At 63.0% G+C, this 21840-nt stretch carries 21 protein-coding genes and 1 pseudogene; 13 read left to right on the plus strand and 9 right to left on the minus strand.

The features are described 5' to 3' along the window. The first annotated feature begins 89 nt into the window (after window positions 1–89). A complete protein-coding gene (locus XI08_RS39360; RefSeq protein ID WP_271578541.1) occupies window positions 90–1055 on the plus strand; it encodes an aliphatic sulfonate ABC transporter substrate-binding protein in 966 nt (321 codons plus the stop codon). Window positions 1056–1098: 43 nt separating this feature from the next. Continuing rightward, window positions 1099–2439, plus strand: coding sequence for an LLM class flavin-dependent oxidoreductase (locus XI08_RS39365; RefSeq protein WP_271578542.1), 1341 nt, complete (start codon window positions 1099–1101; stop codon window positions 2437–2439). Between the two features lie 15 nt (window positions 2440–2454). Here the strand turns inward: XI08_RS39365 and XI08_RS39370 are convergent, their stop codons facing one another. Further along, window positions 2455–3540, minus strand: coding sequence for an LLM class flavin-dependent oxidoreductase (locus XI08_RS39370; protein ID WP_271578543.1), 1086 nt, complete (start codon window positions 3538–3540; stop codon window positions 2455–2457). 280 nt (window positions 3541–3820) lie between these two features. Between XI08_RS39370 and XI08_RS39375 the strand changes: the two genes are divergently transcribed. The 6 genes from XI08_RS39375 to epsC are packed head-to-tail and all read left to right on the plus strand — an operon-like array spanning window position 3821 to window position 9272. Then, complete coding sequence (locus XI08_RS39375) at window positions 3821–4678, plus strand: ABC transporter permease subunit (RefSeq protein ID WP_442869905.1); 858 nt, start codon at window positions 3821–3823, stop codon at window positions 4676–4678. After that, window positions 4675–5403 (plus strand): ABC transporter ATP-binding protein, encoded by a 729-nt coding sequence (locus XI08_RS39380; protein WP_271578544.1) that lies wholly within the window; start codon window positions 4675–4677, stop codon window positions 5401–5403. The genes XI08_RS39375 and XI08_RS39380 overlap by 4 nt, the downstream gene beginning before the upstream one ends. Window positions 5404–5420: 17 nt before the next feature. Beyond that, on the plus strand, window positions 5421–6425 hold the full coding sequence (locus XI08_RS39385; RefSeq protein WP_271578545.1) for an NrtA/SsuA/CpmA family ABC transporter substrate-binding protein: 1005 nt from the start codon (window positions 5421–5423) through the stop codon (window positions 6423–6425). Between the two features lie 22 nt (window positions 6426–6447). Continuing rightward, window positions 6448–7680, plus strand: coding sequence for an acyl-CoA dehydrogenase family protein (locus XI08_RS39390; protein WP_271578546.1), 1233 nt, complete (start codon window positions 6448–6450; stop codon window positions 7678–7680). Window positions 7681–7726: 46 nt separating this feature from the next. Continuing rightward, window positions 7727–8299, plus strand: a complete 573-nt coding sequence (locus XI08_RS39395) for a flavin reductase family protein (RefSeq protein WP_271578547.1) — start codon at window positions 7727–7729, stop codon at window positions 8297–8299. 46 nt (window positions 8300–8345) lie between these two features. Next, window positions 8346–9272, plus strand: coding sequence for a serine O-acetyltransferase EpsC (gene epsC, locus XI08_RS39400; RefSeq protein WP_271578548.1), 927 nt, complete (start codon window positions 8346–8348; stop codon window positions 9270–9272). A 59-nt stretch (window positions 9273–9331) separates the two neighbouring features. Here epsC and XI08_RS39405 read toward each other — a convergent pair whose 3' ends face one another. The 4 genes from XI08_RS39405 to XI08_RS39420 are packed head-to-tail and all read right to left on the minus strand — an operon-like array spanning window position 9332 to window position 13060. Next, the gene (locus XI08_RS39405) at window positions 9332–10198 is read right to left on the minus strand and encodes an ABC transporter permease (RefSeq protein WP_271578549.1); all 867 of its coding nucleotides are present in this window, start codon (window positions 10196–10198) and stop codon (window positions 9332–9334) included. Then, entirely contained in the window at window positions 10191–11051 is an 861-nt protein-coding gene (locus tag XI08_RS39410) for an ABC transporter ATP-binding protein (protein WP_271578550.1), read from the minus strand. Before XI08_RS39410 ends, XI08_RS39405 begins: the two co-directional genes overlap by 8 nt. Continuing rightward, on the minus strand, window positions 11048–12112 hold the full coding sequence (locus tag XI08_RS39415) for an ABC transporter substrate-binding protein (protein ID WP_271578551.1): 1065 nt from the start codon (window positions 12110–12112) through the stop codon (window positions 11048–11050). Before XI08_RS39415 ends, XI08_RS39410 begins: the two co-directional genes overlap by 4 nt. Before the next feature lie 21 nt (window positions 12113–12133). Beyond that, on the minus strand, window positions 12134–13060 hold the full coding sequence (locus tag XI08_RS39420) for a TauD/TfdA dioxygenase family protein (protein ID WP_271578552.1): 927 nt from the start codon (window positions 13058–13060) through the stop codon (window positions 12134–12136). 505 nt (window positions 13061–13565) lie between these two features. Between XI08_RS39420 and XI08_RS39425 the strand changes: the two are divergent. The 5 genes and pseudogenes from XI08_RS39425 (at window position 13566) to XI08_RS39445 (ending at window position 17048) form a co-directional block, all read left to right on the plus strand. Then, a pseudogene (locus tag XI08_RS39425) lies at window positions 13566–14903 on the plus strand (LLM class flavin-dependent oxidoreductase). Between the two features lie 37 nt (window positions 14904–14940). After that, a complete protein-coding gene (locus tag XI08_RS39430) occupies window positions 14941–15756 on the plus strand; it encodes a MetQ/NlpA family ABC transporter substrate-binding protein (protein WP_271578553.1) in 816 nt (271 codons plus the stop codon). A 36-nt stretch (window positions 15757–15792) separates the two neighbouring features. Further along, on the plus strand, window positions 15793–16119 hold the full coding sequence (locus XI08_RS39435; protein WP_271578554.1) for a hypothetical protein: 327 nt from the start codon (window positions 15793–15795) through the stop codon (window positions 16117–16119). Between the two features lie 199 nt (window positions 16120–16318). After that, window positions 16319–16483 carry a hypothetical protein gene (locus XI08_RS39440; protein ID WP_271578555.1) on the plus strand — a complete coding sequence of 55 codons (165 nt, stop codon included), beginning with the start codon at window positions 16319–16321 and terminating at the stop codon, window positions 16481–16483. 55 nt (window positions 16484–16538) lie between these two features. Beyond that, window positions 16539–17048 (plus strand): Lrp/AsnC family transcriptional regulator, encoded by a 510-nt coding sequence (locus XI08_RS39445; protein WP_271578556.1) that lies wholly within the window; start codon window positions 16539–16541, stop codon window positions 17046–17048. 662 nt (window positions 17049–17710) lie between these two features. Here the strand turns inward: XI08_RS39445 and XI08_RS39450 are convergent. The 4 genes from XI08_RS39450 to XI08_RS39465 form a co-directional block, all read right to left on the minus strand. After that, the gene (locus XI08_RS39450) at window positions 17711–18412 is read right to left on the minus strand and encodes an SDR family NAD(P)-dependent oxidoreductase (RefSeq protein ID WP_271578557.1); all 702 of its coding nucleotides are present in this window, start codon (window positions 18410–18412) and stop codon (window positions 17711–17713) included. A 33-nt stretch (window positions 18413–18445) separates the two neighbouring features. Further along, a complete protein-coding gene (locus XI08_RS39455; RefSeq protein WP_271578558.1) occupies window positions 18446–19252 on the minus strand; it encodes a glutathione binding-like protein in 807 nt (268 codons plus the stop codon). Between the two features lie 60 nt (window positions 19253–19312). After that, window positions 19313–20512, minus strand: a complete 1200-nt coding sequence (locus XI08_RS39460) for an ABC transporter substrate-binding protein (protein ID WP_271578559.1) — start codon at window positions 20510–20512, stop codon at window positions 19313–19315. A gap of 71 nt (window positions 20513–20583) precedes the next feature. Then, complete coding sequence (locus tag XI08_RS39465; RefSeq protein WP_271578560.1) at window positions 20584–21744, minus strand: iron-containing alcohol dehydrogenase; 1161 nt, start codon at window positions 21742–21744, stop codon at window positions 20584–20586. Window positions 21745–21840: the final 96 nt, after the last annotated feature.

Raw genomic sequence — 21840 nt, forward strand, 5'->3', positions numbered from 1 at the left:
ATTGCAACACGGCCTCGCTTGCCTGCACATTGCGGCCTGCAGTTTGTCGAACGCGTCGCCAAAGCGGCTTAGCTTCAGGATCATTGTTCATGTCTGGTTTCATCTCCCGCCTGCGGACCCTCGCCGCGGCCACACTCGGCATCTTCGCCATGGCGTCCGTTCAGCCCGCGACGTCCGAAGAGATCCGCATCGGCTATCAAAAATCCTCGACACTGACAGCGATCCTGAAGACAAACGGGGAGCTGGAGAAGGCGCTGGCGCCGCTCGGCGTCACCATCTCCTGGCACGAATTCACCAGCGGCCTGCCGCTGCTCGAAGCCATCAACATCGGCAGCATCGATTTCGGCGCTGATGTCGCCGACACCGTGCCGATCTTCGCGCTGGCTGCCGGCGCCAAGCTCGCCTATGTCGCCGAGGAAGCCGCCTCGCCGGCGGCGCAGGCCATCGTCGTCCCGCAATCCGCGACCATCAAGACCATTGCTGAGCTCAAGGGCAAGAAGATCGCGGTAACCAAGGGCGCCGGCAGCCACTATCTGCTGCTTGCGGCGCTGGCGAAATCGGGGCTCAGCTTCAAGGACATCACGCCTGCCTATTTGACGCCGGCCGACGGTCGCGCGGCTTTCGTCAGCAACAATGTCGATGCCTGGGTCGCCTGGGATCCGTCCCTGACCAGCGCCCTGCATCAGACGAAGGGCCGGATCCTATCCGACGGCAGCAACGGTCTTGCGAGCTACAAGCGCTATTACCTCGCCTCGGCCACCTATGCGGACAAGCATGCCGAAGTGCTCAACGTGATCTTCGCAAAGCTCGCCGAGACCGGCAAATGGGTGAAGTGGCAGCCGAAGGACGCCGCTACATTGCTCGCGGGGCTCTGGGGTATCGATGCGGCCACCGTCGAGGAAGCCAACAGCCACCGGTCCTATCAGGTGGGCGCGGTCACCGGACCCGGTCTGTCGGAGCAGCAACGAATTGCAGACGCATTCCACGCCGAGGGTCTGATCCCCGTGAAGATCGACACCACCGCCATCAAGATCTGGTCCCCGAAGGGGTCCTGATCACCGCTACGTGCGCCTTAGGCCGCCGACCTTCGGAATCCTCATGCCCCCACGCCAACTGCACCTGAACGTCAACCTGCTCCATTCCGGCGTCTATCCATCGGCGTGGCGCCTCCCGGACAGCGATCCACGCGCATTCTTTGATCTCGGGCACTATGTTCGGGTGGCGCAAATTGCCGAGCGCGGCAAGCTCGACGCGATCTTTCTGGCGGATTCGCCGGCCGTGAACGATCGCATCGACTATCGATCGTTCACGTCGCTGGAGCCGACCATCATTCTGGCGACGGTCGCAGCCGCGACAACGCGTGTCGGCCTGATCGGGACGGTATCGACGAGCTATAACGAGCCCTACAACATTGCGCGCCGCTTCGTGTCCCTCGATCACGCCAGCGGAGGCCGCTCGGGATGGAACGCGGTCACGACCGCAGATGCCGCGTCAAGCCGCAATTTTGGCCTCTCGGGCGCGCTGGAACACAAGGCCCGCTACGAGCAGGCCAAGGAATTCACGGAGGTCGTCCACGCCCTGTTCGACAGCTGGGAGGACGACGCCTTCGTCGGCGACAAGGCGAGCGCCAGGTTCGTCGATACGTCGAAAGTACACCCGATCGCCCACCGCGGCCCGCATTATTCAGTCGCCGGCCCCCTGAACGTGCCGCGCTCGCCGCAGGGACGACCGGTGACGGTGCAGGCGGGCGGCTCCAGCGACGGCCGCGACTTCGCCGCCGCCTATGCGGAGGCCGTGTTCACACTGGCGCAGTCGATCGAGGAGGGCGTTGCCTATGCGCGCGATCTGCGAACGCGTGCCGCGGCTTACGGCCGCTCCGGTGATTCCATTGTGATTCTGCCGGGACTTGCGACCGTCATCGGCAGCACGGAAGCGGAAGCAAAGCGGCGGCAGGATGAGCTTTGGGAACTGGTCCCGATCGAATACAGCCTGGCGCGTCTCGCCGGCACGCTTCAGATCGACCCCGCTCTGCTCGAACTCGACAAGCCGCTTCCCGATCCCTTGCCGCTTCCGGCGAATGCCAATCACACCATGTTCCAGGGCACCGTGAACCTTGCCCGCCGCGGCAATCTCACTGTCCGCGAACTGATCCGCGCGCTCGGCGGCGGCGTTGGCCATCGCATCATCGTCGGGACGCCGGAGCAGATCACGGACGATATCGAGGCCTGGTTCAAGGCCGGTGCCGCGGACGGCTTCAACCTGATGCCGGACGTTCTTCCCACGGGCCTGGAGACCTTCGTCGATACCGTCGTGCCGATCCTTCAGAAGCGCGGTCTGTTCCGAACCGAGTACACGGGCACGACATTGCGCGACCATTTCGGTCTGCCGCGGCCGACGAGCCGCTACGCAAAGCAGGCGCCCGCCGTCGCCTCGGCCTGATCGCAACCAGCTACCCTATCGACTGGCCAGCTTCGCAGCTGGCCCAGTTGATCGCCTCGCTCGGACGCGGGGAATAATCTCGTCTGCAAACCGCCGCATCTCTGCCTCGAACGGCTGGAATTGCAGCATGAAGAGCTCAATGCCGGCGGCATGGAATGCCTCGATGCGCGCCGCGACCTCATCGTAACTGCCGACCAGCCCCGCGGCCGTGCCGCCGTTGCTGCCGACCCGCGGCGTCTTCTGCATCGTCTGCATCATCACGACTTTCGGGTCGGTATTCTGCTTCTGGATCGCCTTCATCGGCGCGTCCTTGGCCGCAAGGCTGAGCAGCCGCTCATAGGCGACCTGCGCCTGCTCACGGGTCTCGCGTGCCACGACAAAGGCGGACAGACCGAAGCGCAATGGCGGCGCTGAACCGCGCGGCCGCGCCGCGACATCGGCGATCAGGCCGGCGACATCATCGAGCGGCTGGCCATTGATGAACCAGACGTCGCCATGGCCGGCGACCAGATCGCGCGCGGGCTCGGATTCCCCGCCGACATAGATGGCGGGGCGCTTGCGGTACAGGCTGGTCGGCCGCAGCGCATAGTCCGTGACGTTGAAGTGATCGCCGCTGAAATTGAGGCGCTCGCCCTCCATGAGCCGGGACACGACGGAGATCCATTCCTTGCCGTAAGCATAGCGGGCATCGTGCTCGGGAAAGCCGATCCCCGCCTTGTCCAGCTCCGGACGATTCCAGGCATTGACCAGATTGATCGCAAACCGGCCGCGACTGATGTTCTCGATGCCGAGCGCGAGCTTGGCGAGCACCACGGGGTGATAGAGATATGGCTTGATGGCGGCAATGATCTCGATGCGCTTGGTCAGCGCCGCGATCGCCGCAGCAGCACTCCAGGCTTCGAGCTGATCGAGATCTTCCCGATGCGGATTGATCGTGTGCTGCGCGATCAGCGTCGAATCATACCCGAGCTCCTCGGCTGCAAGGATCAGATCCCGATTGCGCTCCCAGGAGGCATCGTAGGGCTCTTCCGGGTCCTGATGCGCGGCACGCGGCCCATGCACCAGCGCCCAGATGCCGAAGCGAAGAGGTGCAGCCGTCATCATGCTCTCCCGTAACTCTCTCGACTTTCGCCGTTCTCGCCAATCGCTGGCGCGAGTTCAAGCAGACGCGCATCAAAAGATTTTCTTTGTTGCGCATCCACGCGGCGACGACAGCAGATCACTCCGGATCTGACGACAATTGAAATACCGCTCTATTTCTGCCAGCCCGATTTCGTGGGACATTTTGTGGAGACGGCAGGTGATTGCCGTCACGCTTTCTGCATCACATGCAGTGCGTGAAACGAGGTCTCGCGTCTTGAGCAATATGGAACTGAGCGGCATGGACCGCAGCGTGATCGGTGCGGACCGCGCGCCGTCATCGCAAAGCGGCGGCAACGCACTCGCTCCCACCGCCGCGAAAAGCAAACCTGGCACTCGCAGCCTTCAGCTTCTGTCGTGGCTGGCGCCGGTGGTGCTGGTCGTCATCTGGGAATGGCTGGCGCAGGCAGGATGGCTCTCGCCGCAAGTTTTGCCTGCACCGAGCAAGGTCATCCGCACCGCTTTCAAGCTTGCAACCACGGGCACACTGCTCAACGATCTCGGTGTGAGCTTGCTCCGGGCGGCGGCGGGATTCGTGATCGGCACGGCCGTTGGTGGCGGCCTAGGCATTCTCGTCGGCTTCTCCCGCATCGCCGAAGCTCTGATCGACCGCAGCGTACAGATGATCCGGGCCATCCCGTTCCTCGCGGCGCTGCCCCTGGTCATCGTCTGGCTTGGCGTCGGTGAGACGCAAAAAATCTTTCTTGTGGCCCTCGGCGTCACCTTCCCGATCTACATCAACACGGTCCTCGGTATTCGCCAGGTCGATCCAAAACTGCTCGAGCTCGGCCGCGTCCAGGGCCTGAGCTCCATTCAGCTGATCCGCCGGATCATCCTTCCCGGCGCATTGCCGTCGATCCTGACCGGGGTCCGCTATGCGCTGGCGACGGCATGGCTTGCGCTGGTCGTAGCTGAAACCATCGGCGCGCAGTCGGGCATCGGCTTTCTCGCCATGGACGCGCGTGAATTCCTGCGCACCGACGTGATCGTGCTGACGATCGTGATCTATGCGCTCATCGGCGTCGCAGCCGATGGAATTGCACGCTTCCTCGAACGGCGCCTTCTCGCCTGGCATCCGAACTACGGGGCAGCACGATGAACGCTCACGTCGCTCCGCTGTCGGCCTCTTCATTCGAAACCGGACCGGCCGTCATCGTCAGCAATCTCGTGCGCAGCTACGGCAGCCGCGTGGTCATCGAAAAGCTGAACCTGCGCATCGAACGGGGCGAGTTCGTTGCCCTGCTCGGCGAAAGCGGCTGCGGCAAGACGACATTGCTGCGGGCGCTCGCCGGTCTGGACTCGATCCAGGGTGGGCGCATCGTCGCGCCGCGCCGGCCGGCGGTGGTATTCCAGGAGCACCGGCTCCTGCCCTGGGACAGCCTCTGGCGCAACGTCTCGCTTGGTTTGCAGGTGCCGGACGCACGCGAGCGCGTCGCCGAAGCGTTGACCGAGGTCGGCCTCGGCGACCGTCTCGACGATTGGCCGCGCAATCTGTCCGGCGGACAGGCCCAGCGCGTCGCGCTTGCCCGCGCGCTGGTGCAGCAGCCAGAGCTTATGCTCCTCGACGAGCCGTTTGCCGCATTGGACGCGCTCACCCGCATCCGCATGCATGAGCTCGTTCGCGAGCTCGTCGCCAATCATCAGCCGGGCGTTCTGCTCGTCACGCACGACGTCGACGAAGCGATTGCTCTGGCGGATCGCATCCTGGTGATGCGGAACGGCGCCATCGCCTACGAGCACCGCGCGGCGCGCAACGGCTCGACACCCATCTCGCGTCGCGAGCTCCTTGTCGAGCTCGGCGTGAATTCGCACTCCAGCCACTAATTCAACGGAAGGCCATTATGTCCGACTCTTCAATCGCCAAGCCGTCCCGCCGCAGCTTTCTCAGCACCGCGGCCTTCGGCGTGGGCGCCCTCGCCGGCCTGAACATCGGCGACTTTGCCGAGGCCGCAACTGGCCGCGCCACGGATACGGTTCGCCTGACCTGGGGCCTTAGCGGCCTCAATCTGATCGCCAAGGAACGCGGCGAGTTCGAGAAGGTGCTGGCCAAGGACGGCATCAAGGTCGAATGGCTCGGGCCCTTCCCGAACCACGCCCCGACATTGCAGGCCGTCACCGGCGGCAGCGCCGATTTCAGCTTCGGCGGCAGCACGACGCCGGCGCTGGCCGCCATCATCGCCGGTTCACCGCTGGTGTTTACCCAGTTCGTGGTTTACGAGCCCCGCACCACGGCGATCATCGCCAAGGACGGCTCCGGCATCGATAAGGTCGAGGACCTCGTCGGCAAGTCGGTCGCGGTCAACCGCTCCGGCCTCGGCGAATTCCTGCTAGTGGCCGCGCTCGAGAAGCACAAGGTTGACCGTTCCAAGGTCAAGTTCGTCTATCTCAATCCGCCCGATGCGGCGCCTGCGCTCGCCTCCGGCAAGGTCGACGCCTGGTCGATGTGGAGCCCCGGCGTCGATATCGCCCGGCTCGAATACAAGGCGCACGACATCTTCCTCGAAGGGCGCGATCTCGACTTCCAAATCGACTACACGTCCTACCTGACCACCCGCAAATTCGCGACCGACAACCCTGCCCTCGTGCGAGCCGTCAACGATGCGTTCCGCGCCGAAGGCAAGTGGATCTCGGAGAACGGGAAGGAGGCGGAGTACATCGCCCAGAAAGCGGGCAAGTACAGCGACGAGGTGCGCGATCAGTTCATCGCGCTGAAGCGCCAGTACCGCTACTTCGCCGTCAACGACGAGCGCTTGATCAGCGAGCTGCAAAAGGCCGCAGACTGGCTTGTCGCTCGCAAGGTTTTGCCCGAGCCGGTCAAGGTGACCGACCATCTCGCCCTGCTCTGAGAACGCGACCAACAGGCCAATCATGAACAAGACCGTATCCGCCCCCTCCCTCGGCACATCCGAGCCGCTCAAGGCCGGCTCGCCGGAGATGGAAGCGCTGCTCAACCAGATCGCCGAGAGCTCGAGCGCGCGAGAACGCGACCGCGTGCTGCCCTTCGAAATCATCGATCTCATCCGCCGCGCCCGCCTCGGCGCGTTGCGGCTTCCGGTAAGCGCCGGCGGCGCCGGCAGCACGATCCGCGATCTCTTCGCTTTCGTGATCCGCCTCGCCGAGGCCGACGCCAATGTCGCGCATATCTTGCGCAACCATTTCAGCGTGGTGGAGCGGCTGGTGCGTACGCCCAAGGACGAGCAGAGTCGCGCGTGGCAGAAGGCCGTCGCGCAGGGCGCGATCATCGGGCTTGCCACCACCGAGCTCGAAAGCCCCCGCGTCGGCAATGTCACGCCGGGTACGACCTTCACGCCTGACGGAAACGGCGACTACCTCCTGAACGGGACCAAATACTACAGCACGGGCACACTGTATTCGGATTACGTGCTAGTACGCGCCGCCGATCCTGATGGCACCAGCGGCGCGACCATCGTCCCGATCAAGCGCGACGGCATCGAGCTGGTCGACGACTGGGATGGGCTCGGACAGCGGCTCACCGCGACCGGCACGACGCATTTCCGCAACGTCAAGGTCAAGCGCCAGGAGATCGTCTTCGACACGCCCGACACCGGCTACGGCGTGCCTTACTCCAACACGTTCGCGCAGCTGTTCCTGACCGCGGTCGTTGCCGGTATCGCGCGCGCAACCTTGCGCGACGCGACCGCCCTGATCCATTCGCGGAAGCGAACCTTCTATTACGCGCCCACAGAAGTTCCGACCGATGATCCCCTGCTTCAGCAGACCGTCGGCCAGATCGCCAGCGGAGCGTTTGCGGCCGAAACGGTGGTGCTGGCGGCCGCCGAGGCGCTCGACGTCGCGACCGATGCCTTCGACGCGGGCGCATCGAACGCTGCAGATGCCGCCCACACGGCCGCGCTGCTCTCGGCCAAAGCCAAGGTCATCGCGGACGATTTCGCCATCCGCGGCGGCAGCCTGCTGTTCGACGTCGGCGGCGCGTCCGCGACCAAAAAGGTCACTAATTTCGACCGGCACTGGCGCAATGCGCGGACGCTGTCCTCGCACAATCCGACCACCTACAAGGCGCGCTCGATCGGCCAGTACGAAATCAGCGGCACGCCGTTGCCGGCGAAGGGCTTCTTCTAGGCAAGATGGCGCCGCATTCGACGGTCCGATGCAAGGAGAGACAGACATGGGAAAGTCGGACATCCATCTGGTCACTGACAGCAATGAGATCGAGCACCAGTTCCGCGCCGTGATGCGCCGCCTCGCCGGTGGCGTCAGCATCATCACGGCCGGCCGCGACGACGACATCACGGGGATGACGGTCACGTCGCTGACCTCGCTAAGCGCGAGCCCGCCGCGCGTGCTGGTCAGCGTCAACCGGCAGGCCTCATCTTTTGCCCCGATCGAGCGTCACAGGGTATTCGGAGTCAACATTCTCGGATCCGACCAGCAGGAGCTCGCGAGCCGATTCAGCAATGGCAGGCTGAAGGGGGCCCAGCGCTATGAAGGCATAGCCTGGACGGCCGGGGTATCCGGCGTTCCCTTGCTTGGCAATTCACTGGCGACGATCGAATGCCAGGTGGAGGAGATCATCGAGCGGTATTCGCATGGGATCATCGTCGGCAGCATCTTGAGCTTCGAACTGTCGCCCCAGTTGTCGGGACTGGTATACTGGAACGGTCAATACATCGAGATAAAGCACGATTTCGATCTGGATTTGCTTGCCGAGATCAGCATCCCCCTGGCGCATGTCAGGTAGGAGCGCTCCTGCAGCTTCTCGATCTCCGGCATAAAACGAGGGCAGCATGAAACGCGAAATCCCGACATCGGACCTGGAGCCGACTGCCAGGCGGTGGCAGCTCGACCGGATCGTGGCCGAGCTACGCGTCTCCCGGGAGGAGACACACAGCATTCGCAGGGACGGCGAAGCACGCCAGGCCCCATCGCGCGAAGCGCTGGAGGCGGTCCTCGATGGCCTTACGGCAGCACTGTTTCCACGGCATTACGGTCGCTCCGAGCTCGACGGCGAGAATATCGACTATTTCGTCGGAAACACCCTCAGCGTCGCCCTGGACTCGTTGTGCGACCAGATCCATCGCGGTGCCCTCTTCATCGGCGACGAGCTCACCGCCGGCTTCCGCCGCGAGGACGCCGTCGAACTGACCCGGACATTCGGCTCGCGACTGCCGATCGTGCGCGGGCTCCTCATCAACGACCTCAGGGCCGCCTTCGTCGGCGACCCGGCCGCCCGGAATTTTCCCGAGATCCTGATCGGCTATCCCGGCATGACTGCGATCATTCATCACCGCCTCGCCCATATCCTGCACGGGTTGGGCGCCCGGCTTATCGCTCCCCTGATCGCCGAGATCGCGCATACCCGTACCGGGATTGACATCCACCCCGGCGCGAGCATCGGCTCCGGCTTCTTTATCGACCACGGCACCGGTGTGGTGATCGGCGAGACCGCCATCATCGGCGACAACGTCCGCGTCTATCAGGCCGTCACGCTCGGCGCCCGCCACTTTCCGACCGACGACGATGGCAGTTTGATCAAGGGCGACGCCCGCCATCCGATCGTGGAAGACGACGTCGTCATCTATGCCGGCGCCACGATTTTGGGCCGGATCACCATTGGTCGCGGATCGACGATCGGCGGCAATGTCTGGCTGACCCACGGTGTGCCGCCGAACAGCATCGTGACCCAGGCCACGGTCCGCAATAAGCAAGGCTAGAGCTTCTTGTTTCTACGCGTTTTCTTGACGCGAACCGGTATCCACTTCGCTCGAAAACGCTATATGGCTGGCGCCTTCCATCGCATCAGGCGGCGCTCCAGCGCCTCGAGGATTGCGTTGAAGGCGAGGCCGATCACGGTGATTCCAAGGATCCCGAAATACATCTGGGGGATCAGGAAGCTGTACTGGCTGTTGATGATGAGATAGCCGAGCCCTGATTTCGCACCGACCATCTCGGACGCGACAAGGACCAGCATCGCCGAGGCACTTGCCAGGCGTATGCCGACGAAGATCGTCGGCAGCGACGCCGGCAGGATCACCTTCCGGAACAGCTGGCTGGACGTCGCCCCCATCGTCCGCGCGGACTTGATCAGGAGCGGATCGACCTGGCGGACCGCAGCGATCGTGTTCAGCAGCAGCGGCCAGGCGCAGCTGTAGACCACCATGGTGACTTTCGAGAGCTCGCCGATCCCCAGCAGCAGGATGAAGACCGGCAGCAGCGCAAGCGGCGCCGTGTTACGCGCGATCTCGATGATCTGGTTCAGGAGATCGCCAAGCCGGGCGTACCACCCCGTCAGCACACCCAACGGCACGAACAGGACGATGGCGATCAGGAAACCGCTCAGGGCCCGAAGCAGGCTTGCGCCGACGTCGTCATAGAGCTCGCCGGTCTGCGCGAGCTGCCAGCCGGCAGCGATCACTTCGGAGAACGGCGGCAGGAACGTCACGTCGATCAGACCGAGGCGCGGCGCCGTCTCCCAGACGGTCAGGAACAGCAGCAGCAGCAGGGATCGTTGCCCGATGATGCCTAACCATCGCACCAGGCTGCCCCTCGCTGCGGCAACTACGCCGGCGCGTTGCCTGGCCCGGTCTTTCGGGCTCCCCTCGGCCAACTCCAGCAGCGTCAGGATCTCCAGATTAGACATGGGCCAACTCCTTCGACTTGGCGACCCGCTCGCCGTCCGATGCCGGTACCTGAGAGCCCTGCGCCTTCAAGACCTCGCCGCGCAGCAAGGACCACACTTCGTGCCTGACATGACCGAACCCGGGCAGCGAACGGACATCCTCGGTCTCGCTGTGCAGCTCATCGGGAATATCGATGACTTGCTTGATGCGGCCGGGGCGCGAGGTCATCACCGCCACGCGCTGGCCCAGGACCACGGCTTCGTCGATACCGTGGGTGATGAACAGGATGGTCTTTCCCGTGCGGCGCCAGATCCGCAGCAGCTCGCCCTGGAGTGTCTCCCGCGTCTGTGCATCGAGCGCCGCGAACGGCTCGTCCATCAGCAGCACCTCCGGATCGTAGGCAAGGCTGCGGGCGATCGCGACGCGCTGTTTCATGCCGCCGGAGAGCTCGTGCGGATAGCGGTCGGCAAAGCCGGATAGCCCGACCAGGTCGAGATAATGCAGCGCTCGCTCTCGCCGCTCCTTCGCCTTCAAACCAGCAATGTCGAGCCCGAACTCGACATTCTGCGCGGCCGTCCGCCAGGGAAACAGCGCGTATTGCTGGAATACGATGCCGCGGTCGCGCGCCGGGCCCTCGATAACCTTGCCATCGAGCAGGATGCGACCGCTGCTCGGCGTCGTCAGGCCGCCGAGCAGGTCCAGCAGGGTCGACTTACCGCAGCCGCTCGGCCCGACCAGCGCAAGGAATTCGCCGGTCCGAACATCCAGCGTGATGTCGTCGAGCGCGGTGAAGCGTTGCGCCGGCCCACCATCCTTGCCGCGGACCAGGAATTCCTTGCGCACATGCTCGAAGCGGATCTTGGCCGTCGTCATTTGACCTCCGCGGTCTTGCCCGGGCGGAAATAGTTGAACTCGTTGGTGTAGAGGTCCGACGGCTTGAGCTGGTCCTGCTTCAGCAAGCCATCCTTGACCAGCCAGTCGACCCATACCTGGAGTTCGGCATCGCCGATCACGCCGCCCTTGGTCGCGACGCCCGTGCTCTTCCAGTACTTGATCGGGGTAGCGTCCTCGTTGCGCTTGCGCTCCGCGACAATGCGTTCGAAGCGGGCGCGGACCTCCTCCGGCGGTGTTGTCTGAGCCCAGTCGATGGCACGAGACACGCCCTCGATCAGCTTGCGGGACGTATTCGGATTGTCCTTGATGAACTTGTCCCGCAGCACATAGGCCCCTCCGGTGAAGTTCCCGAAGACGTCCGTATCCGCAAACAGCCGCCGAATGCTGCCGCGCTCGAGTGCCTTGTCACGCAGAACGCCACCGAGCGTGCTAAGCTCGACCTGCCCCTGCCGCAACGCCTGCTCGCCGGTGACCGGCGGGATCGCAACAAGCGTCACCTGCTTCGCCTCCGCCGGCGTCAGGCCGTTGCGAGCCAGGTACTCGCGCAGCACGAATTCATGGTGCGCTCCCAGCGTATTGACCGCGACCTTCTTGCCGATCAGGTCCCGCGCGGTCTTGATCGGACTATCCTCCTTCACGTAGTAGCCGCTGTAAGTGTTGTCGTCCGAGCCGTAATAGCCGACCACCGCCTTGATCGGCGCCTTGGCAGCGATCAGCTTGATGATCGCGCCGTAGAAAGCGCCGCCGATGTCGATATCGCCGGTGACCACGGTCTGGATGTCCTGCGGGCCGCTGATGGTGTTGCCGACCCATTTGAGCTTGAGCGGCGCGAGATAGCCGAGATCGTCGGCCAGCTCGATGAAGGTGACCTGCCCGGCCCAGCCCTGGTAGCGGATCTCGGTCTTTTCGAGCTGCGGCTCGGCCGCAGCGCCCCCGATCAGGCCCGCCAGCGCGACACTGGCAAGGCCGATTTGCCGGACCCTTGCCTGTGCACGCAAGCCGACCACCAGCCGACGCAAGGCAGAAGCGACGGTTTTCATTGGATTCACTCCCGTGCTCATTCAGGCAGCTTTTGCCTGCGGCTTGGTCGACTTGATCCGGGTGACGCTCTGGCGGCCGTCGATGCCGACCGGCACCTCGCCATCAATGGTCGCGCGGCGCACGACGCGATGCTGATCGCCGTAGTCATTGACGGCGTAATGCTGGGTCGCGCGATTGTCCCATATGACGACATCCCCCTGCCTCCAGCTCCAGCGAACCGTGTTCTCCGGCGCGGTAATGTGCGACTGGAACAGATCGAACAATTTCTGGCCGTCATATTTCGACAGGCCAACGAAGCGCTGGACGAAGTTGCCCAGCACCAGCGTCCGCTCGCCGGTCTCGGGGTGGACGCGAACGACGGGGTGCTCGGTCTCGTAGATCGTCCCGGTGAAGACCTCTTCAAAGTGTTTCCGGTCGGCCTCGCTCGCCCGGGTCTTGACCGCATAGTCATAGGCATTGCTGTGCACCGCCCAGAGCTCGTCGGCGAGCTTTCGCAGCGGAGCTGGCAGGTCGAGATAGGCGGCAGCCGTATTCGACCAGATCGTGTCGCCGCCGAATTCCGGGATCACGACGCCGCGCAAGACCGAGATCTTGGGATAGGCGTCGACAAAGGTGACATCGGTATGCCACTGGTCGGCACGGCCGCCTCCACGCCCGGAGTCGAGCTCGAGGATCGAGGCCGTGCCCTTGGTAGCGCCGACCGTCGGATGCGGCACCAGCGTGCCGAGCCGATGGGCAAAACGCTCCTGCTCGGCATCGTCAAGATGATTCTGGTCACGGAAGAAGATGACTTTGTGCTCGAGCAGCACCTGGTTGATCGCTGCAATCGTCCGATCCGGCAGATCGCCCGAAAGCTTGATATTCCCGATTTCGGCACCGATACGGGCCGATCGCTTGACGATATCCGAACGCGGAATGACGTTGTCGATGGCGATTCGGTCAGTCATGTCATCTTCCCCGAGACCGCGATCCATTTGGACAAAGCTCCGCCGCTCGCCGATCGCAGTTGCGACGGTGGAGTGAAAGACAGTGATGGTGTGATCGATCCTCTTGCGGGATTACCGTCTGCTCTGGCGGCAATCCCGTCTGGCGGGACCTTTCTGTGGAGGCTGCATCAATGCGACCTGTCGTTCAGTCAAGGAATGCTAGCTCACGGCTTTCGGAAATGGCTTCCAAAGATTGAACGGTGTGGGGAATAGTTGCATTCGCGAAAACAGCGACAGAAAACGCAAAGCCGCTCTCGGCGTAAACCACGGTGTCGCCGCCGCTTAGATGTTCGTCTGGACGTGCGCATCTCGAATCCACAAGGGGTCGCGCCACGTGCGATCTCCGCTTGCAGGCTTTCCCGAAAGTTCATGCTCGGATCGAACTCAACAACGCAAATCCATTCCATCGACAACGATGCGAGCGCCGACATAGATTTTGCGCAGGCCGCATACGGGGCGTTTCGACATGAGCAATCGACGGCAGCTTGTTCTCAACCTCTTCATCTATCCCGGCGGCCATCACGAAGCTGCGTGGCGCTACAAGGGATCGTCGGCGGAGCGCATTCTCGACATCACCTATTATCAGGAGCTGGCGCAGCGCGCTGAGGCGAGCAAGTTCGACGCGATCTTCTTTGCCGACGGGCCGGCGCTGGCCGACAACGTCCGCTACGCCCAGCGTTTTCGCTTCGAGCCGATCACCTGGTTGGCTGCAATCGCCGCCGTGACGAAGCGTATCGGCCTGATCGCGACGGCATCGACCACCTATACCGAGCCTTACAACCTCGCGCGCATGTTCGCTTCGCTCGACCATCTGAGCAAGGGCCGCGCCGGCTGGAATATCGTGACGACCAGCGCGCCGCAGGCCGCGCAGAATTTTGGCCTGCCCGAGCACCCGCCCCACCACGAGCGCTACGAGCGCGCCCGCGAATATCTCGACGTGATCTCGCGGCTCTGGGACAGCTGGGAGGATGACGCGCTCGTCAACGATCCCGCTTCCGGCGTCTTCGCCGAGACCAGCAAGATCCACACGCTCGACCATGTCGGCAAGCATTTTCGCGTGCGCGGCCCGTTGAACATCTCGCGCACCCCGCGGCCGGTCTATGTGCAGGCCGGCTCCTCCGACGATGGCCGCGCCTTCGCGGCCCGCTTTGCGGAAGCCATCTTCACCGCGCACCAGACACTGGACTCCGCCAGAGCCTTCTATGCGGACATCTAGCGGCAGGCCCGCGCCTTCGATCGCGGCCCCGACGAGATCAAGATCCTGCCCGGCATCAGCCCCTTCATCGGCAGCACGCAAGCCGAGGCAGACCGCCTCCAGGAGGAGTTCAACGAGCTGATCCAGCCGGAATATTCCCTGACGCAGCTGCGCCAGATGATCGGCGTCGATCTCACCGGCTACGATCTCGACGGTCCCGTGCCGCGCCATCTGATCGACACCGCCAGTGCACGCGGCGTCGCCAGCCGTTTCAAGCTTGTGGTCGACATCGTCGATCGCGAGAAACCGACGGTCCGCCAGCTCGTCCAGCGCCTAGCCGGCGCGCGCGGCCACTGGGTCATCGCCGGCACGCCGGACAAGATCGCCGACAACATCCAGGCCTGGTTCGAGGGCGGCGCGGCCGATGGTTTCAACGTGATGCCGCCCTGGCTGCCCGGCGGCTTCGACGTCTTTGCCGAGCAGGTCGTCCCGATCCTGCGCAAGCGCGGCTTATTCCGCGAGGACTACACCGGCACGACGCTGCGCGAGCATTACGGCCTCGCCCGCCCCGCCAGCATCTACTCGAACGAGGTCAAGGCAATCGCCTGACACCGCTCTCCCTCCAAACTGGAAACCGTAAGAACACATGAAGACCGCGTTGTTTCTCCTCTCCGGCCTTTTGGCTCTCTCCCCACTCGCCGCCGAGAATTCGTTGGCGCAGCAACCCGCGAAGCCCGAGCTGCGGGTCGGTTTCGTGCCGGGGCCGTACATCGATGAGTTCAAGATCGGCGTCGAGCCCGAGCTGAAGCAGAAGGGCTACAAGATCCGCTACGTAGAGTTTTCGACCGGCCTTGAAGCCAACAACGCGGTGTTCAAGTCCGAGATCGATGCCAATGTGATGCAACACACGGTCTTCCTCGAGTCCTATAACGAGCGCCAGAAGACCGATCTCGTCGGCATCGTCCACGTCCCGACGCCCCCGATGGGCCTCTATTCGAAAAAGCACCCGCTGGGCACGCCGATCAAACCGGGCTCCAGCGTTGCGGTGCCGAACGATCCCGTCAACCTCCAGCGTGCGCTGTGGGTGCTGCGCGATCTCGGATTGATCGAGATCCGCGACAGCAAGCCGGTCGACGTCACCGAACTCGATGTCATCAAGAATCCGGGCGGCATCAAGATCGTGCCGCTCGAAGCCGCGCAGGCACCGCGGGCGCTCGACGATGTCGACTTCGCCGCGGTCCAGGGCAATTTTGCGATCTTCAGCGGCCTGAAGCTGACCAATGCCTTTGCGCTGGAGAAGATGACCACGCCCTATGTCAACGTGCTCGCAGTGAAGAAGGCCAATGCCAATGCCGAATGGGCACAGGACATCGTCGCCGCCTACAAATCGCCGACATTCAAGACGGCGATCTTGGCTGACCGGTTCTATGACGGGTTCACCCTGCCCGACTACATGAAGTGAATGGATCGCGGAACAGCAGTGAGACGAGGCGTCAGCGTGTTCGAGTTCACACTGGAATGGACGAGCCTTCGCTCGTCCACTGAGCGGGCGGCCGACGCGCGAGCGGTGACCAGTCGCGTCGGCTGGCATGAAGCCTTGATCCTGCCGCTGGTGCTGGTGATCGCGTTCCTGTTCGTGCTCGGCGTGATGACGGGGGCGCACCTGCATGAGCGCGCCGACCGGAGCCTGATGTATGCATCGTTCGGCAGCATGGGAATACCCATGCTGTCGATGGTGCCGGACTCCTGCCGTAGGCCGCTGAACGCCGGCTCCACCCCGCGTCTGCAGCACGCCGACGTGCTCGCGCTACTCGCGAACGAATGATCTGACGCCTCCGCACTCCCCACACCGCATGAAAAATGTTCCTTGCGAAACGGCACCATGGAATTTTGTGCTCGAACAGATGACACTCTCAGTATGATCCAACCAAACTGAACGTGGCCAACGGCTGGCGATGTTCAACATGTTACCGCTCGTGTTAGCTTTGTCGTGTTCTCGCCCTACAATGTTGTCCGGAGTGAACATGAGCTACATCATATCGCTGCATTCAAGCTTCGCCAGCTGGCTCGAACAGGCACGCGGATGGTTCCGGCACTCACTGCGGCCGCAGACGGGCGGCCCGAACGATGACCAAGGCGGCCATCAGGACGACCTTTACGAGATCTTCCTGTTCGGACCTCACGGCTGAGAACTCTACGCAAGCGCCGGCCCCGAGCTTCTCCTGACACAAAGGTAATCAGACAATGACCGACGCTGCGTTGCAGCTCGCCGAGACTGGCCGCCGCCTCGATGCCATCGACCGCAAGATCCTGACGGTGCTTCAGGAAGACGCCTCACTCTCGGTGGCCGAAATCGGCGACCGGGTCGGCCTGTCATCCACGCCGTGCTGGAAGCGCATCCAGCGGCTCGAGGCCGACGGCGTGATCCTGAAGCGCGTCGCGCTGGTCGACCAGAACAAGATCGGCCTCGGCCTCTCCGTGTTCGTCTCCGTGGAGAGCGCAGATCATTCCGATGACTGGCTGAAGCGTTTCGCCGCGGCGGTCAGCGCCATGCCCGAGGTGATGGAATTCTACCGCATGGCCGGCGACGTCGACTACATGCTGCGCGTCGTCATTCCGGACATGCCGAGCTATGACGTGTTCTACAAGAAGCTGATTCATGCCGTTCCGCTCAAGAACGTCACCTCGCGTTTCGCGATGGAGAAGATCAAGTCGATCACGGCTTTGCCGGTGCCGGCCGTGACTGTGGAGTAATTTCGACAAGCGGTGAGACTGTATCACGCTACAAACTCCCCCATAGCGCACCAAAGCACCCTCAACCGAGATGCTATAACTCCTCTCGCTTCTAGGTGGAATAGAGCGCTCGGTGAGGTTTTTGGCGCTGTTTTGCGGCCGGCTGCCATTGCCCGCCGCCACGCCAAATATGCTCTTCTCTCGGACATTCGTATTTCGCGGCTTGTCGCTGCGTCCACCTTTGAACGTCTGCTTACACTGGTCTTGATGGGACTTTTCTTGATCTCCCGGTGCACACGCCGCGCACACGCCGCCCTCTAACCCATTGAGAATTCAGAACTCTCGCTCCAATCCATCATAAGGAAGTTTGAGCTAGGTCCAGCCAATGTAAGCTAGCCCGATCTAGTATTGACTGCGAGAATTGAGGATTGGCTTGGTGGTACATACCGAGGCTCGAGCCTAGGACCCGCCGACTAAAGGGAGGTGTGATTTAGTTTGAAAATCAACGGTCGTTCCGACACATGCGTCAATAAATTTTCATTGAACCCCGCAGTGGAATTTCGCCTTGTCGGAACAGCTGGATCATGAAGGCAGACTGGAGGGTGGACGGGCCGCAGATCGTGTCAGAAGGAGCCGCGCCAGCTCGATCGCGCTAGATCGGCTCTTGCCGCTTTGCACGCCCGCTACCAGCTCTCGCCGAAGGGCCGAATTTCAACGTTAAACGACCATGCGCTGCGGTCCTGGTGGGCGAGGTGCCAGATCTCGCTGGCGATCGCCTGCGGCTTGATGAAGAAGTCGTCCGGCCGCTCCGGCCACCGCTTTCGCGTCCATTCGAGGTCGATCACGGCATCGATCACGACATAGGCAACGTGGACTCCCTGCGGTCCCAGATCCCGGGCCATGGACTCCGCCAAAATCCGCTGCGCCGCCTTGGTCGGCGCAAAGCCGGCGAAGCCGGCCTTGCCGCGTAGCGCCGAGGTGTTGCCGGTCGCAATGATAGACCCCGCACCGGCTGCGACCATCGCTGGGGTAAATCGCCGGGCCAGGAACAAAAGCCCCATCGTGTTGACCTGAAAATTGCGATTGAGGATCGCCGGGTCAATCTCCCGGAAGGTGCCAAAGGCACCGCCGACGGCGTTGTGGATGACGACGGCGGGATGCCCGAGATCACGCTCCACAGCGGATGCCACCGCATCCACCTGCGCGGGATCCGATACATCACAGCGAAATCCCTTCGCGCCGGGCAATTGCGCTTCGAGCGTCGCAAGACGCTCCTCGTTCCGCGCGAGCAGCGCTACGCTATAGCCGCCTTCTGCAAACTTCCTGGCAAGGGCCGAGCCCGTACCGGAGCCGACACCTGAGATTAGGCAAACTGGCGCGGTCATGCGGGCAGACCTCCTTCGTGCAGCCGGCGGCCTTCACGCCGCAGCCCTGGACAGCAACTTCTCGACAAATGGCCCGAGATCAGGACGGAAGTGCTCGTGCGCGACGAGCCGGTCAAAATGGGCGAACGCCAGAGGGTACTCACTCCGAACACCGGCGTGAAGGATCTTGTCGAGGCTCAGTCTGTTCAACTGTTCAACCCGCGCATGCTCGTTCATGAACAGCGCAAGTTCGGCGGCAAAGCAGATGTCGGCCAACGTGATCCCGTTCCCCACCAGCGTATCCCGCCGCGGCGACAAGGCCTGTTCGATCCCCGACGCATAGATCGCGAACGCCTCCTTCGCGCGGGCGTGAATGGTCGCATCGACCGTGCCGGCCGACAGCGCAAGGAGATAGATCTGCGCGTCCCTCGCAAAGACCAGGCTGACATCGAGAAAGCCATCTATCCTGGACGCTTCATAGGCGTCCCTTCCGTAGAGCAGGTACGTCGCTTCGCCAAGGCGCGCCACAGCACGCATGATGCAGTTGGATTCGAAGATTCCGACCTTGCCGGCAGGCCCGAAGGCGGCCGGCACGTTGCCGAACGGCTGCGCCGCCAAGAAAGCATCGGTCTTGAAGAGCTGCGCGCCGGTCAGCCCGACCCGCCCCGTTCGTGCGAGAGATGACAGCGATTGGCGTTCCTCCTCGACCAGAGGACGTGCATCATAATCCCACAGCCAGCCTTTGAGCTCCCTGGCGGGCGCCCCTCTGACCTCGACATCCACACCGCAGAACCGTGCGGCAATGGTTGCCTTCCAGACACGCGGGTTCGGCAGATAGGAGAATATGCGCAAGTCGGCCATCGTGGATTTCTCCTGATGAACTTCGTCCTCACCTCCCAAGCGTAGGAGCAGCCGGATGCTCTACTCCGAGCTTGCGTCGAGAATGTCGCCGAACGGCTCCCAGCGGGAACCGGTCCAGCGCTGAAGCTGAAGCTGCGTCCAGATCATGTTGTTGCTCTCACTGGTATTGATCCTGACGCCGGGCAAGGCGGTCGGCAAAACAAAGTCCTTCAGCGACTTTGCCTGCTTGATGATGTTCTCGCGCGAAAGATCGTCGCCGCATTGCCTGAGGATCTGCTCGAGCACCATGCCTTGCTGGTACCCGGTCAGATAGCTGGTGTTGGTGATGTCGGAGCCAGCCAGATATCGCTCGAAGAAGGTGCGATAGGCCTTGACCGCCTCATCGTCAGTCCATTTCTGGTCGTTCGGATCCTTGTTCGGGGTCCCGACAATGACACCAATCGAATTTTCCAGCCCTGCGGGCCTCAGCGTGCCCGCGACCGAAGACGAAGGGAAGTTGATCAGGATCGTCACCTTCCACCCGGTCTCGGCTGCGCGACGGATCGCCTGTGCCGCGAATTTCGGCGTCCCGGCCACGAACAGTGCCTGCGCGCCGGAACTCTTGAGTGCGACGACCTGCGAGTCGACCGTCGGCTCCGTGACCTCGTAGCTGGCGGTGACCACACGCTTGTCGAAATCCGCGCCCAGCACCGCCTTGAAGGCGTTGACGTAGTCGCGACCGAGATCATCGTTCTGGTAGAGGATTGCGTATTTCGCCGCGGGCAACGCACGCATCAGATATTTTGCGTAGATCTTGCCTTCGGTGTCATAGCTGACGAGGCCGGTGGTCGTAAGCGGATAGTCCTTGACGCTGGTGAACTTGCTCGCTCCCGTGACGATCGCGATCGTCGGCACACGTTTTGCGGCAAGATATTTTGCCACGGCGGAGTTACCCGCCGTGCCGAGCTGGCTGAACATAAAGGCGACCTCGTCGCTCTCCACCAGCTTTCGCACATGCTCGAACGCCTTGGGCGGGCTGTACGCATCGTCCATCATGACATAGTCGATCTTGCGCCCGTGGATGCCGCCGCGATCGTTGATCGATTGCACATAGGCCTGCACGCCCTGCCCGACCTGGCCGATCGAAGAAGCTGGTCCGCTCAGCGGAAAAATACCACCGATCTTGATCTTCGTCGGCGTGACACCCGGCGCGTCACCCGCCCAGCAAGGCGTGGACATCGCAATCACGAATGCGCAGGCCAGTCGTGTGCCCCAGGACATCGCGCGTTCCTCCATTGTTGTTTTGCGCGCGCCCTGCATGCAGCAGGCGCGACGGAGATTGAGTGGCCGCTTCAGGCGGCCAGCTTGAGTATCTTGACGATGTCGCCGGGCTCACGGATCGGCTGGGGGTTCGCTCGCGTGAAGATCGACAGCATTGCGTTCTTGCCAATCAGCTCAAAACGGTCCTCGGCCACACCGACGTCGGCAAGCCTGCGCGGCAGGCCAAGCTCCGCGATGAAAGCTGCAAAAGCCTCGCCGGCATCGCGCCCCGGCGCACCGAGTGCGGTCGCGACCGATTCTTGAGCGATCTGAGTGGCCGGTAGATTATATCGCAGCACGCTCGGCATCATCACGGCCGTGCAGAAATAATGCGGTACGTCACAGGTCCCGCCAAGAACATGGCCGATGGCATGGCTTGCGCCCATCGGCACGCGCGACTGCAACCCGAAGGCTGACATCCAGGACCCCAATTGGCAGCTCAGCCGTGCCGCTTCGTCGTTTGGGTTGTCCTTGGTGCGCAGGAGCCCATCGTGCAGATAACGCAGCCCCTGCTGGCACACGGCATCGACGAGCACATTAGGACGGCTCGAGCAGATCGCCTCGATGCCGTGATCCATCGCCCGCGTGCCAGACCCAAGCCAGAGCTTCTCAGGCGTGTATTTCGTGATCGCGGGGTCGACGATGATGCTGCGCGGCATCATCATCGGATGATTGAAGATCTGCTTCAGCTTGCGGCTGGTATCGGTGACCAGCGCGCCGGAATTGTACTCACCGCCCGAGAGCGTGCTGGGGATCGCGATCATCCGCACCTTCGGGGTCCGAAATGGCCCGAAGCGGCGCTCCGGCGTGGTCTCGAACCCGTCGAGCCCCATCGGTTCGAAAATCTCGTGCTCCATGCACATCAGCACGATCTTTGCCGCGTCGACCACAGAACCGCCGCCGATCGCGACGACCAAATCGGCTTGAGCGTCCTTGGCCTGCCGCGCAATCTGCGTAACCACGTCCCGGGTGGTGTGCTGCGGCACGCCATCAAAGGTCGCGGCATGGCGCGCACCGAGCGCCGCCCTGATTTTCTCGATCTCGTCGGTGGTGGTGTTGAGCGTGCGGCTTGCGATCAAATAGACGCGCTTGGCGCCCAGCCGTTCGGCCTCCTCCCGCAGCGCCTCGGCCGCCGGCTTGCCGTAAATCACGGATTCCATGGTGGGGTATTGATGGCTACCGGCGACTGGCATGCTCTTCCTCCCTGGCGTTCTTTTTTCTCTGGGTGCTGCGGCGTCAGCCTCGTGACGCCGTCAGCTATCCCGGTCTTGACGTGCTCGTATGTCGCG

It is taken from the genome of Bradyrhizobium sp. CCBAU 11361 (genome assembly GCF_028128935.1).
Lineage (GTDB): Bacteria > Pseudomonadota > Alphaproteobacteria > Rhizobiales > Xanthobacteraceae > Bradyrhizobium > Bradyrhizobium niftali.